12 protein-coding genes are annotated in these 12,411 nt (G+C 40.4%); 5 read left to right on the top strand and 7 right to left on the bottom strand.

Going from position 1 to position 12,411, the window contains the following annotated elements:
- Positions 1-1,152, top strand: a 1,152-nt coding sequence (locus AC3DU7_RS11685; RefSeq protein ID WP_488039520.1) for a pentapeptide repeat-containing protein, incomplete at its 5' end; no start/stop codon positions are given.
- A gap of 177 nt (positions 1,153-1,329) precedes the next feature.
- Here AC3DU7_RS11685 and AC3DU7_RS11680 read toward each other — a convergent pair.
- Positions 1,330-1,911: a Uma2 family endonuclease gene (locus AC3DU7_RS11680; RefSeq protein ID WP_488039519.1), complete on the bottom strand. Its 582-nt coding sequence runs from the start codon at positions 1,909-1,911 to the stop codon at positions 1,330-1,332.
- Positions 1,912-2,006: 95 nt separating this feature from the next.
- On the opposite strand from AC3DU7_RS11680, the gene AC3DU7_RS11675 reads away from it, so the two are divergent.
- The 3 genes from AC3DU7_RS11675 to AC3DU7_RS11665 are packed head-to-tail and all read left to right on the top strand — an operon-like array spanning position 2,007 to position 2,952.
- Complete coding sequence (locus tag AC3DU7_RS11675) at positions 2,007-2,246, top strand: hypothetical protein (protein ID WP_488039518.1); 240 nt, start codon at positions 2,007-2,009, stop codon at positions 2,244-2,246.
- A gap of 53 nt (positions 2,247-2,299) precedes the next feature.
- The gene (locus AC3DU7_RS11670) at positions 2,300-2,536 is read left to right on the top strand and encodes a hypothetical protein (protein ID WP_488039517.1); all 237 of its coding nucleotides are present in this window, start codon (positions 2,300-2,302) and stop codon (positions 2,534-2,536) included.
- A complete protein-coding gene (locus AC3DU7_RS11665) occupies positions 2,533-2,952 on the top strand; it encodes a putative toxin-antitoxin system toxin component, PIN family (RefSeq protein ID WP_488039516.1) in 420 nt (139 codons plus the stop codon). The genes AC3DU7_RS11670 and AC3DU7_RS11665 overlap by 4 nt, the downstream gene beginning before the upstream one ends.
- A gap of 214 nt (positions 2,953-3,166) precedes the next feature.
- On the opposite strand, the gene AC3DU7_RS11660 is transcribed toward AC3DU7_RS11665, so the two are convergent.
- From AC3DU7_RS11660 to AC3DU7_RS11635, 6 genes are all read right to left on the bottom strand, one after another.
- A complete protein-coding gene (locus AC3DU7_RS11660; protein WP_488039515.1) occupies positions 3,167-4,684 on the bottom strand; it encodes a GMC oxidoreductase in 1,518 nt (505 codons plus the stop codon).
- 170 nt (positions 4,685-4,854) lie between these two features.
- A complete protein-coding gene (locus AC3DU7_RS11655; protein ID WP_488039514.1) occupies positions 4,855-5,469 on the bottom strand; it encodes a cytochrome c oxidase subunit 3 in 615 nt (204 codons plus the stop codon).
- 278 nt (positions 5,470-5,747) lie between these two features.
- Positions 5,748-7,430 (bottom strand): cytochrome c oxidase subunit I, encoded by a 1,683-nt coding sequence (gene ctaD / locus AC3DU7_RS11650; protein WP_488039513.1) that lies wholly within the window; start codon positions 7,428-7,430, stop codon positions 5,748-5,750.
- Between the two features lie 348 nt (positions 7,431-7,778).
- Entirely contained in the window at positions 7,779-8,684 is a 906-nt protein-coding gene (locus tag AC3DU7_RS11645) for a cytochrome c oxidase subunit II (RefSeq protein ID WP_488039512.1), read from the bottom strand.
- 19 nt (positions 8,685-8,703) lie between these two features.
- Positions 8,704-9,369 carry a DUF2231 domain-containing protein gene (locus AC3DU7_RS11640; RefSeq protein WP_488039511.1) on the bottom strand — a complete coding sequence of 222 codons (666 nt, stop codon included), beginning with the start codon at positions 9,367-9,369 and terminating at the stop codon, positions 8,704-8,706.
- Entirely contained in the window at positions 9,306-9,806 is a 501-nt protein-coding gene (locus AC3DU7_RS11635; protein WP_202224362.1) for a DUF2231 domain-containing protein, read from the bottom strand. Before AC3DU7_RS11635 ends, AC3DU7_RS11640 begins: the two co-directional genes overlap by 64 nt.
- A 762-nt stretch (positions 9,807-10,568) precedes the next feature.
- Between AC3DU7_RS11635 and AC3DU7_RS11630 the strand changes: the two genes are divergently transcribed.
- Positions 10,569-12,411: FG-GAP-like repeat-containing protein (locus AC3DU7_RS11630; protein WP_488039510.1), on the top strand; the 1,843-nt coding region annotated here is incomplete at its 3' end.

Here is a 12,411-nt window from a genome sequence, read left to right as displayed (position 1 = left end):
GAAAGTCTGGAAGATTTGACGGAGAAAACTGGGAAGCGACGTAAGACTTACGTGGTATCTGATGAAGATTTGGAATGGCGGGTTTACGATCTGTTTGGTTATGGCAGTCTGACGGCGGAGGTTGTGGAATATTTGATGGCGTTGTTGGTGAAAAGTGAGGTTGAGTTGGTGGTGTTGTTTGAGCGGTTGTGTGAATTTTATTGGAATTGGAGTGATGGGAAGTTTATTGAGGCGACGGAGGAAACTTTACCTCAGAAAAAGGCGAGGCAGTTGCAGCAGTGGGGTATTGAGTCTGGGCAACGTCGGGTGGATATTTATACGGGCTTGAATGTGATGATTTTGTTGTTTGAGTTGCATCGTTATGGGCAGTCTCAGGAGGAGTTGCGGGAGGAGTTGCATTTTTATCCTTGTGGTCAACCTGATAGTGAAGATTTTGATCCAACAAGACTGCTGAGGATTATTGGTTATAGCCAATGTTTTGAGAGTGGTGCTTTTGTAGAAATAGTAGGTAAGTTTCTTAGTCGTACCTACCTCAGTCGTACCTACCTCAGTCGTGCCGACCTCAGTCGTGCCGACCTCAGTGTTGCCAACCTCAGTCGTACCTACCTCAGTCGTACCTACCTCAGTGTTGCCAACCTCAGTAATGCCGACCTCAGTAATGCCGACCTCAGTGATGCCGACCTCAGTGATGCCAACCTCAGTGGTGCTAACCTCAGTGGTGCTAACCTCAATGGTGCTAACCTCAGTGATACTGGCCTCAGAAGTGCCGACCTCAGCGGTGCCAACCTCAGAAGTGCCAACCTCAGTGGTGCCGACTTGAGTGGTGCCGACTTGAGTGGTGCTGACTTGAGTGGTGCTGACTTGAGCGATACTGACCTCTTTGATGCTGACCTCAGCGGTGCCTACCTCAGTAATGCCAACCTCTTTGTTGCCGATCTCGGTGATGCTAACCTCAGAAGTGCCGACCTCAGAGGTGTCTACCTTGGTGATGCTAACCTCAGTGGCACCGACCTCAGCAATATCACATGGGATCAGTATACTAAATGGTCAAATGCTATCGGTTTACATGAAGCAAGAGGAGTTCCAGAAGACCTACAACAAAATCCTGAATTTGCCGCAGCAGTTGCTCAGTCAGAAGCAGCAAGTTTGTAGGTTGGGTTGACGAAAGGAAACCCAACACCAATGTGTATCTGTTGCGTTGCCCGAAAGTCTTGTCTTAGGAGATTTTTCCATGAACAATTTTCGTAAGAAGACGTTAAGGAAACCTAACAATACGCTGGCATCTGTTGGGTTTCGCCAGCTCAACCCAACCTACGTTATAAGCTCTAATTATCCATTATCCATTAATGAACCCATTTTTAACCAGCCAAATACTTGATCGACGGTGAGAGTTAATTCTAAATCAGGAAAGACTGGAAGGACTCGATCGCTTCTACACAACACAGGTTGTTTTTGGTGTCGTAAGCACAAAATGCTGAGGTCATCTGGGTCAACAAACCACCCTAGATGACTTCCATGCTCTAGACAATGGAGAATATTACCTATCACCTTATTTGGTCTTTGTTCAGGAGACAGAATTTCAATCGTCCAATCTGGCGGTAGGTCAAAATTGTCTGGAACCTCACCCTCTGGTGTAAACGGGATACGATCCCACCGAAAGACCGCCACATCGGGAACAATCGATCGCCCGCCAAAACTACATCTCAATTCTGGGAAAGCATAGGCAATCTTTTGTTCCTCTGCAACTTGATTGATAGTGGCACAGAGTTTTGCTTGCAAGCGGCTATGTCGTCCCTTTGGCATAGGTTTTTGAATAATTTTTCCATTAATGTATTCACTTGCTGGTTTCGTTTCTGGCAGTTGCAGAAATTCTTGTAACGTTATTAAAGCCGAATATTCTTTTAAAGGCATAATCAAGTTTAGGAGTGATAAGTCTCATGATTAGGGAATAGAGTTAGAATAATTTCTGCTAATATTATAGCAGAAGATTTAAGGGAATAAAAATTATGTCAGAACTACAAGAATTAAGGAAAAAAGCTCTGAATTTATCAGTAAGCGATCGCCTGTTATTACTCCAGGCCATTACAAATTCTTTGAATAGAGAACTCCGCCCTCGCCCAGAGTTACCTCCTGATTTTGTAGACAGAATGATTGGGATAGGAAAAACAGATAGTCCAACTCCAAATGATGAGGAAGTTGAAGCTATGCTCGAAGAACGTTTAGTGGAAAAATATTTAAAATCCTGAGAAAAATACATATTATAATATTTAGATAAAAGCAACTTGAAGGAATAAAAATTATGTCAGAACTACAAGAATTAAGAAAAAAAGCTCTGAATTTATCAGTAAGCGATCGCCTGTTATTACTCCAGGCCATTACAAATTCTTTGAATAGAGAACTCCGCCCTCGCCCAGAGTTACCTCCTGATTTTGTAGACAGAATGATTGGGATAGGAAAAACAGATAGTCCAACTCCAAATGATGAGGAAGTTGAAGCTATGCTCGAAGAACGTTTAGTGGAGAAATATTTAAAATGAGAGTTTTAATAGACACTAATATTGTCTTAGATTTTGTATTGGAGAGAAAGGCATTTTTAAATGATGCTAATCTTCTATTTGAAGCTCTCAAAGTTCACGAAATCGAAGGATATGTCACAGCAACAACTTTAACTAACATTTTCTACATTGTCAGAAAACAAACTAAAAGTCTTGAACGAGCAAGAGAAGCAGTTGCTATGACATTAGCATTAATGGAAATTTGCAACGTTAATCGTAATATTTTAGAAACTGCTTTTGCTTCTAATTTGAGAGACTTTGAAGATGCAGTGCAATTAGCTTGTGCTTATGCTAAAAATGTTGATGCTATTATTACTCGCAATGCTGATGATTTTGTTGGTGCAAGTCTGCCTATTTTGTCAGTTCAACAGTTATTTGAACAGATGAATAATTCTTGAGTAATATTATATTCAGACAATAAAGTATTTGTTTGTAGTTGCGCTTCAGCACTGCTAGATATATTTGAGGCACTAAAGGGCAACTACGAGCTGTTATTGTAAGTGTTGGTAGTCCTAAATAGTAATAGTATGCAGGAACAAGGAATACCTGACACGGGAGCAAGATGCTCCCACTCTTATGCTTCGTCAAAAAAATAATGACAATGCACGACCATTACTTCAATCTTTCTTGCAAATGTTCCCCTACCCGCAAAGCATTAGCAATAATAGTCAATGCAGGAGTTACTGCCGAACTTGATGGGAAAAAACTACTATCCACAACATATAAATTATCCACATCATGGGTACGACAGTTAATATCCAAAACTGATGTTTTCGGGTCTTCCCCAAACCGACAAGTACCACATTGGTTTGCTACCACCTCAATGGGAACTTCCCCACGGGGATAAATACTGCCGCGCTTCAAAACAGCATTTCCCACCTCTTTGTCTACCAACTTCAATACATCCATCCAACGATGCACTAAGCGATCGTGTGCTTCCCAGTTGTTGGGAGTGTAATGGAAAAACAACTTATCCCCTTTTACTTCAACTCGGTTATTGGGGTCTGGTACTATTTCCGAATGCACCCACCAACCAATGGAACGTAATGCTAACTGCTTCAACCCAAAACCAGGCATTGCTTTTGCTAACACAGATAAAATTGGTGGAGACTCAGCAAAGGTAATATCTTGCAGCAGACCACCTGTATTTTCTATGTGACCCATGGGATAGGAAAAATTCTCATCTCCCCAATAAAAATCATTCACACTAACACTTCTGAGAAAGTTTCCAGAGTTAGGTTTGGGACTAGGTTGCACTACGGCAGTCATCAGATGTTTCATTAGGTTGCGACCCACTTGTCCAGAACTGTTTGCTAAACCATCTGGATGTTTTTCATTAGCAGAACGTAATAGTAATGCTGCTGAATTTACTGCTCCACAAGCAAGTACGACAATATCTCCAAAAAATAGAAATGATTGTTTACCAATTTCTACTTCTACTGCTTTAACTGTGTTACCGGATGAGTTGGTAAGTAAACAGACTACTTTTGCATTAGCTTTAATAGTAATGTTAGGAGAGTCGAGCAGTGGTGCAATACCGAATACTTCCGAGTCTCCAGTAGGGTCTTCCTCTTCGCGGGTAAGAGTTAATGGTAAAGTTTCTGGATGTAAACCTTGCCCGGCGATCGCATCGACAACTTTTTTAATTTCTGGATCGTGGTCAACTGCAGGATAAGGATATTCTGCACTGTGGTTAGGTTCGGTTGGGTCTTTGCTAACTTGACCGTGAACTTTATAAAGTTTTTCTGCTTCAGTGTAATATGGTTCAAAGTCTTTGTATTTGAGACACCATTCTGGAGAAATTCCTTCTTGATGTGTTACTGTTTCAAAGTCTTTTTCTCGCATCCTAATGAGAGCAGCACCATAGATTTTGGTATTGCCACCTACGGCATAATTTGTCTGAGGAGAAAAGGGTTCGCCTGCGTTATCATACCAATTTTCGGGGGCACGATAAAGTTCTTTTTTGAAGATATCAACATGAGCTTTATTTTGAATTTCTAGGGGCATAAAATCACCCCTTTCTAAGATGAGTATTTTTTTTCCAGTACTAGCAAGTTTCGAGGCTAATGTTCCTCCTCCTGCACCTGTACCGACAATAATCACATCATAATGTTGGTCGTCAATAATCATTTTATTCTTCCTTTTTAAGAAGTCAAAAGTCAAAAGTCAAAAGTAAGATTTGATAGTGCTACTTAGACATTTTCTGGCATAAAAAATGTGTCAAAGTGTGATACTATCAGCTTTTTATTCCTTCTATTGCCTGTTGCCTGTTGCCTGTTGCCTGCGCACAGCGCTATATTTCACTGCCAAATATAAATGAGGCCAAACAAAATAATCCAAATTACGTCAACAAAATGCCAAAATAAAGAAGTAGCATTGATGCCAAAGTGACCGTTATCATAGTTACCAGGAATGAAAGAGCGACCCAACATAATACCCTGTAACAAAATACCCGTCATAACGTGCAGACCGTGAAAACCAGTCAACAGATAGAAAGTTCCACCGAATACTCCCGTTGTGAAACCAAATTCTAGACTATTCCATTCAATTCCTTGACCCACTACAAAGTAAGTTCCCATTGCCATTGTGGCAAACAGTAATATACGAAACCATTTGAGGTCATTACGTTCTAAAGCTTTTTCAGCGAAATAGATAACAAAACTACTCGAAACCAGAATTACTGTATTAATAGCAGGTTCTCTAACTTCCAAACCAGAAACTCCTGCTGGCAACCAGTCGGTAGCACTTGTTTTGTAGATAATGTATCCGACAAAAAAACTCAAGAAAATTATGCTTTCTGAAAGTAGGAAAACGATAAACCCGAACATACTATTGCCTTCTTCATCGTGAGTATGTTCGGCAACTGCTGAATGCAAAGGTTCCTGTAGTTGTTCTGATGCGATCGAACTATCCATGTTTGAATTATCCTTTAATTTACTTACTGGTTTTATCCTTGTTATTCTCTGTCGTAGGTTGGGTTGAGGAATGTTAGCGCAGCTTATCTGTAAGATAAACCCAACATAGGCATATTACAGACAGATATTTTTGTTGGGTTGCGCTGTCGCTTAACCCAACCTACCACTGCAGGATGAACCTAACAGTTAGGTGGGTGCAGGTTGGGTTGAGTTTTGTTGGGTTGCGCTGTCGCTTAACCCAACCTACTACTACTGCAATAACTGATAACTGTTAACTGTTAACTGTTAACTGCATGATGTCCGTTTGGGTCATTAGAAGTCAAAGGTTCCGACTTACCATAACCGTATGGTTCCGCAATAATTATCGGAATTTCTTCAAAATTCTCCACATCTGGTGGGGAAGAAATCATCCATTCTAAACCGATCGCTCGCCAAGGGTTAGCAGGTGCTTCCTTACCTTGTATCCAGGAACTCACCATATTTAAAATAAACGGCAAAGTAGACATTCCTAATAAAAACGCCCCCAGACTTGCGACGATATTCCAGAATTCATACTCAGGCGCATAAGAAGCAACTCGGCGCAACATTCCCTGTAAACCTAATGGGTGCATAGGTAAAAAGTTGAGGTTAGTGCCGATAAATGCCAGCCAAAAATGCAACTGCCCTAAACCTTCATAATACATTTTCCCAGTCATTTTCGGGAACCAATGGTAAATGGCAGCATACATTCCCATGGTCACGGTGCCATAGAGAACATAGTGGAAGTGACCGACGACAAAATAGGTATTGTTAACGTGAATATCTACGGGAACAGCAGAAAGCATAATGCCAGTAATACCAGCAAACACAAACATGATCAACCCACCCAAAGCAAATAGCATGGGAGTAGTTAGCCTAATTTTTCCTCCCCAAATAGTTGCCACCCAAGCAAATACTTTAATTCCAGTGGGTACAGAAACGCACATAGTTGAAAGCATAAAAATCATCCGCATCCAGGGAGGAGTACCACTCGCATACATATGGTGTACCCAAACTAAACCACTTACCGCAGCGATGAGCATTGATGAAATTACTACCACTTTGTAACCGAATAGTGGTTTGCGACTGTAGACTGGGAATATTTCGGAAAAAATACCAAAAATAGGCAGAATAATCACATAAACTGCTGGATGGGAGTAAAACCAGAAAAAGTGCTGGAATAAAACCGGGTTTCCTCCATTGGCAGGATTAAAAAATCCAGTTCCCATCGTGATGTCAAATAGTAACATCGTTGCACCTGCTGTTAGCGCTGGCAGTCCGAACAATTGAATAATCTGAGCTGCAAATACTGTCCAAACAAAAGCTGGCATCCGGAAAAATGTCATGCCAGGTGCTCGCATTCTCACAATAGTTGTGACAAAATTAACTGCCCCCATAATAGAGGAAACACCAGAAATGGCAACGGCAAGTATCCATAGTACCTGACCGTTGATTAAATTACCCGTGGGATTTTGTATACTTACTGGAGGATATGCCCACCAACCTGATTGTGCGGGGCCACCGGGAACAAAGAAACTGGCGATCATCAGAACGCCAACTACTGGCACCATCCAAAATGCTGCTGCATTTAGACGAGGAAATGCCATGTCTCGTGCCCCGATCATTATGGGTACAAGATAGTTTGCTAAACCAACTAAAGATGGAAATGTCCACAGGAACAGCATGATCGTGCCATGCATGGTGAACATTCCGTTATAAATGGTGCGGTCTACGAGGTCTGATTCTGGTGTCATCAGTTCGCCGCGAATTACCATGGCGAATATTCCACCTACTAGGAAAAAGAGGAAAGAGGTAACTAGATATTGAATACCGATAACTTTGTGGTCGGTACTGAAGCTGAAGTATCGTCGCCAGTTAGGCGGTTGTTCATGTTCTGGTTTTTCTGTGACATCACTGATGCCATCGATGGTTATTTCTTTCATGGAGTAATTTTTTTCCCTTGAGTGTCTAGATATAAATTTCTGTAGGTTGGGTTAAGCGGAGCGCAACCCAACAAAACAAGTAAATAATTTTAGGTTTGCTTGCTTAAGTATAAGTTGGGTTCAAGGCGGGTGTCAGCCAACATAACGTCCATATGATGTTGGGTTTCTGTAAACTTCTACCCAACCTACCTTACTACTGATGCTGTCGATGGTTATTTCTTTCATGGAATAATTTTTTTCTCGATCTCTGCAAATAGTCTCGCTCCTGTAAATGTTAAATAATTGTCTGAAACTATTGTCCGATCAAAGTTTTTAGCCGTCCGAGTCTAACTTTTGACTTTTGACTTCTTAACTATGATAATTAACAACAGGAGGTGCAGCGGGTTTAACAGTAGGCCAACCTGCTTCCACTGGTGCTTTTAATTTTTCAATATATTCAGTGGTTGCCTGATTTGCTGCGGGAGACCTTTCGATATTTGCTGCTTCGGCCAGCCAGCTTTGATAATCTTGAGGAGATTCAACTACTACATCTGCTGTCATTGTGGCAAAATATGTACCGCTATATTGGGAGTCAGTGAGACTATATTTGCCTACGCGAATGGGAGTAAATTCAAAATTTATGGAATGGTTGGGAATAATGTCTTGCTTCAGTCGGAATGCTGGAATATAAAATCCATGCAGCACATCTTCTGAATTTAATGCTACCCGTACTCGCTTATTTGCTGGTAAGTGTAGTTCGGTGCTAGTAACGCCATTTTCTGGGTATTTAAATACCCAAGACCACTGTTTGGCAAAGACTTCGATTTCCTCTACAGGCTCAGTTACAGGTTTTAGTGGCTCTGCAATTGCTGATTCCATTTCTAATGGTGTATGCAGATGTACTAATTCCATCGGCCCCTGAATTCCCATTTGTTGGTAGATATTGTAGCTATAAGCAGCAATCCAAAATACAAGAAAAATAGGAATTGCTGTCCAGACAACTTCTAGGGTGATGTTGCCTTCAACATGAGGGCCGTCGCTGTAGTCATATTTGGCAGCGCGTTGGAAAAGAACTGAATACATCAGGGTTCCAGTTACCCCCAGAAAGATGAATGTACCGAGGGTGACGAGAAAGCTAAATAAGTCATCAATTAATATTGATTCTGCTGCTGCTTGGGGTGGCAGCCATGAATAGGATAGGTGTCCAACCCCAATACTAATAGCAGTTAAAACGAGAGCGATCGCTCCCAATGTCAAAATAGTCCGGATTTTCATATCAAAATACCCTACTAAATTACTTAAGCACCTGGTTGGGGTTTTCGCCTATTTTTAGCAATGCATCAGCAGTATTATGTACTCCAAACTCAGCAGCTAACTGCGCTCCTAGAGTTCCGTGAACGTACATCAGAAACATGATGAATAAACCCACGGCTAAATAGCTCCATTGCACTTGTTGGAGTTTATCCTTAGACCAAATATAGCGTTGAAATCCTCTCCAGATTGTCATACTAACAATGAAGGCCAACAGGAACACACCACCAACACCGTGCCAGATCATAGTATCCATTGCTCCAAATCCCCAGGCACTTTTTAGCTCTGCGGATGGTCTCGCTAGCATGATTTCATAAAACCCTGCTGCTACGGTGAAAAATGTAATTATTGATGAGGCGAGCATATTATACCAACCTACATCAAAAAAGTTAGAACGAGTAGTGGATATTGCTAAAAGTTTAAAGACTGGTTTTTGTAGAGGGAAGATTACGCCCACAATATCAAAGGCGATTCCCATAATAAACAAACCTAAAGTCAGATGAACTAAATTAGGATGAATTGGGATGCTGTATGGGAGACCATTTGCCCCTACTTGAGAACTCAAACTATCTATTAATTCTGGGTTCATTGTAAAATTCCCTCCTCGATCGCTTCCACTACTGGCACTGTATGTAACCCATATACCCACACCAGTTTATCTCCCAGATATACCTGGAAGAAAACTATACTTACTAGCACTAACCCCAATCCTAGATATGGCATCGGCAGTTTTTCTGTATTATTTGAACGAATCACATACCGCCAACCAGTAAGTGCAGCGATTATTCCTGACAGAGACCAACCAATCAAAGTATGTAAATTTAAGACCGGTTGGACTGCTTCGTAGGGTTGTGCCAGACCTGCTTCAAACTGACCGAATATTATAGCGATAAAAATAGAAATTGTGGCGAAAAACATATTCCACCAGCTTACTTCATATAAACGGTAATTATGAGTAAAATAACCAATAAGATCGCATACGAAAGCAAATAATACCATCGCTATTACGAAGTGGACAACGATGGGATGTATTGTATCTGGATAGGGCAAGTAATGATCGTTTAATGGTGGTAGATACTCCCACATAGTCTTCTCCTTCAGTAAATCAGTAGATATGCGTGAAAAAAATGTAAACTTTACGAGTTACAACAGGCAAATATTTGCATCAACTTTTTCTCACAACGTTCTAACTGAATTTATAAAATCTGTGTGTTTTTTACCGTATCAATTCTCACAGTTTTTCTTGAGAGATAGCCATTTTTTTTCTTTAATCAAAGTGAAAAAGTAATGTAGTCAAGACAACATAATTTTTTTTTCAGATTTTACGGTTTGTCACAATTAACTCAACTATTTTTATTCTGAAAAGGTAAAAAAAATCATAATCCGTAAGTCTGACAATCCTGAAAATTACCTATCTTTTCTGTAATGGCTATATAACTTGATTTTAAGAGATTATAGGTATTTAATTAGAGGGGATATTAAACCGGATTTTGTATTAGTAATATTCGACCTCAACTCTATCAAAGCTAGATATTTAATTAAAATTTAATATTATGATATTTTCAATCTGACTCAAATCCTGTAACTAAATTTACAGAACAATTTAATGTTTTTAACGCTAAATCAGTCTTGCTTTCCAGATTTTTTTATGCTATAATTAGTAGTCGATATTAATAATTTCCTTAAAAAATTTTCTCTAATTAAGTTGGGAAGTGAGCGAAATTTGAGAATATATGTAACGAAGACAAACTTTCTCCACAATCGGAACGCTATAATTTATCTAAAATTAAGAATCTAAAATTGAGTTACTTTGTCCAGTAAATAACTATATATTTGGGAGCATTAGTAATGATTTTTACGAGAAAAGACGATACAAACTCCACAACAATAGTTCGGGAAATAACTCCACCAAAAACAACAAAACAAAGGTTAGTAATTATTGACCCCCGTGTGGATAATTATCATCAGTTGGTTTCGGGGACTTATCCTGAGACAAAAGTGGTGGTGTTGGATTCGAGAAAAGATGGTATTGAGCAAATAACAGAAGCGTTATCAGATGAGCTAGCTACCAGTCTTCATATAGTTTGTCACGGTGCTGATGGTATTTTGTACTTGGGTAAAACTCCTGTGAGTCAGGAGAATATTGATCAATATAAAGGGTTACTACAAGAATGGGCGGTTGAGGAGATTTTGCTTTATGGCTGTAATGTCGGTGGCGATCGCCAATTTCTCTATTCTCTCCACGAGTTAACAGGAGCAAATATTGCAGCATCGGCGCATCGGGTGGGAAATATTGCTAAAGGTGGTAGTTGGCAGTTGGAAAGTCAGATAGGGCGCGTGAATTCTGGGTTGGCGTTTTTACCGGAAGTTATTCAAGAGTATGAGGGAGTGTTTGCAGTTTCCTTTAGCGAACCTACTAATTTTGCAGTGGGAGATTGGCCAAGTTCAATAGCAGTAGGGGAATTCAATGGAGATGGCAATCTCGACTTAGCTACTGCTAATTTTTTATCCGATGATGTGTCAGTATTATTAGGAAATGGAGATGGCTCTTTTGCTGCTCCTACTAATTTTGCGGTGGGAGATAACCCAGAGTCAATAGCAGTAGGAGAATTTAATGGAGATGGCAATCTTGATTTAGCTACGGCTAATTGGTTTTCCGATGATGTGTCAGTGTTATTAGGAAATGGTGATGGCTCTTTTGCTGCTTCTACTAATTTTGCTGTGGGAAATTACCCAAGCTCAATAGCAGTAGGGGAATTTAATGGAGATGGCAATCTTGACTTAGCCACGGCTAATGGGTTTTCGGGTGCAGTGTTATTAGGAAATGGAGATGGCTCTTTTGCTGCTTCTACTAATTTTGCGGTGGGAAATTACCCAAGCTCAATAGCAGTAGGAGAATTTAATGGAGATGGCAATCTCGACTTAGCTACTGCTAATGATTTATCCAATGATGTGTCAGTGTTATTAGGAAATGGAGATGGCTCTTTTGCTGCTTCTACTAATTTTGCGGTGGGAAATTACCCAAGCTCAATAGCAGTAGGAGAATTTAATGGAGATGGCAATCTCGACTTAGCTACTGCTAATGATTTATCCAATGATGTGTCAGTGTTATTAGGAAATGGAGATGGCTCTTTTGCTGCTTCTACTAATTTTGCGGTGGGAAATTACCCAAGCTCAATAGCAGTAGGAGAATTTAATGGAGATGGCAATCTTGACTTAGCTACAGCTAATCTTTTCTCCGATGATGTGTCAGTGTTATTAGGAAATGGAGATGGCTCTTTTACTGCTCCTACTAATTTTGATTTTGCAGCGGAAATTATTGGACCAAGATCAATAGCACTAGGAGAATTCAATGGAGATGACTATCTCGACTTAGCCACCGTTAACACTTACTCCGATGGTGTCTCAATACTACTCAATACTACTGGCCCCGCAGGCACTCCAGAAGATGATAATCTCTCTGGTGGTTCCAGAAATGAATTGATTGATGGATTAGCAGGTAATGATACTATTGACGGTGCTGGTGGAAATGACACTCTTCTGGGCAATACTGACAACGACTCCCTCATAGGTGGTGCAGGCGACGATCAACTTGATGGCGGCTCAGGAATAGACATGATGATTGGTGGTTCTGGCAATGATTCTTATGTGGTAGACAACTCAGAAGATACCGTCACAGAAGTAGCTAATG

Source organism: Okeania sp., from assembly GCF_983059655.1.
The sequence above is the reverse complement of the archived record's forward strand: the minus strand, read 5'-3'. Positions and strand labels throughout refer to the sequence as shown.

Bases quoted from the DNA above. Each gene is read 5' to 3' on its own strand.
- AC3DU7_RS11680 (WP_488039519.1), bottom strand. From the start codon at position 1,911: ATGCCTTTAAAAGAATATTCGGCTTTAATAACGTTACAAGAATTTCTG.
- AC3DU7_RS11675 (WP_488039518.1), top strand. From the start codon at position 2,007: ATGTCAGAACTACAAGAATTAAGGAAAAAAGCTCTGAATTTATCAGTA.
- AC3DU7_RS11670 (WP_488039517.1), top strand. From the start codon at position 2,300: ATGTCAGAACTACAAGAATTAAGAAAAAAAGCTCTGAATTTATCAGTA.
- AC3DU7_RS11665 (WP_488039516.1), top strand. From the start codon at position 2,533: ATGAGAGTTTTAATAGACACTAATATTGTCTTAGATTTTGTATTGGAG.
- AC3DU7_RS11660 (WP_488039515.1), bottom strand. From the start codon at position 4,684: ATGATTATTGACGACCAACATTATGATGTGATTATTGTCGGTACAGGT.
- AC3DU7_RS11655 (WP_488039514.1), bottom strand. From the start codon at position 5,469: ATGGATAGTTCGATCGCATCAGAACAACTACAGGAACCTTTGCATTCA.
- ctaD (WP_488039513.1), bottom strand. From the start codon at position 7,430: ATGAAAGAAATAACCATCGATGGCATCAGTGATGTCACAGAAAAACCA.
- AC3DU7_RS11645 (WP_488039512.1), bottom strand. From the start codon at position 8,684: ATGAAAATCCGGACTATTTTGACATTGGGAGCGATCGCTCTCGTTTTA.
- AC3DU7_RS11635 (WP_202224362.1), bottom strand. From the start codon at position 9,806: ATGTGGGAGTATCTACCACCATTAAACGATCATTACTTGCCCTATCCA.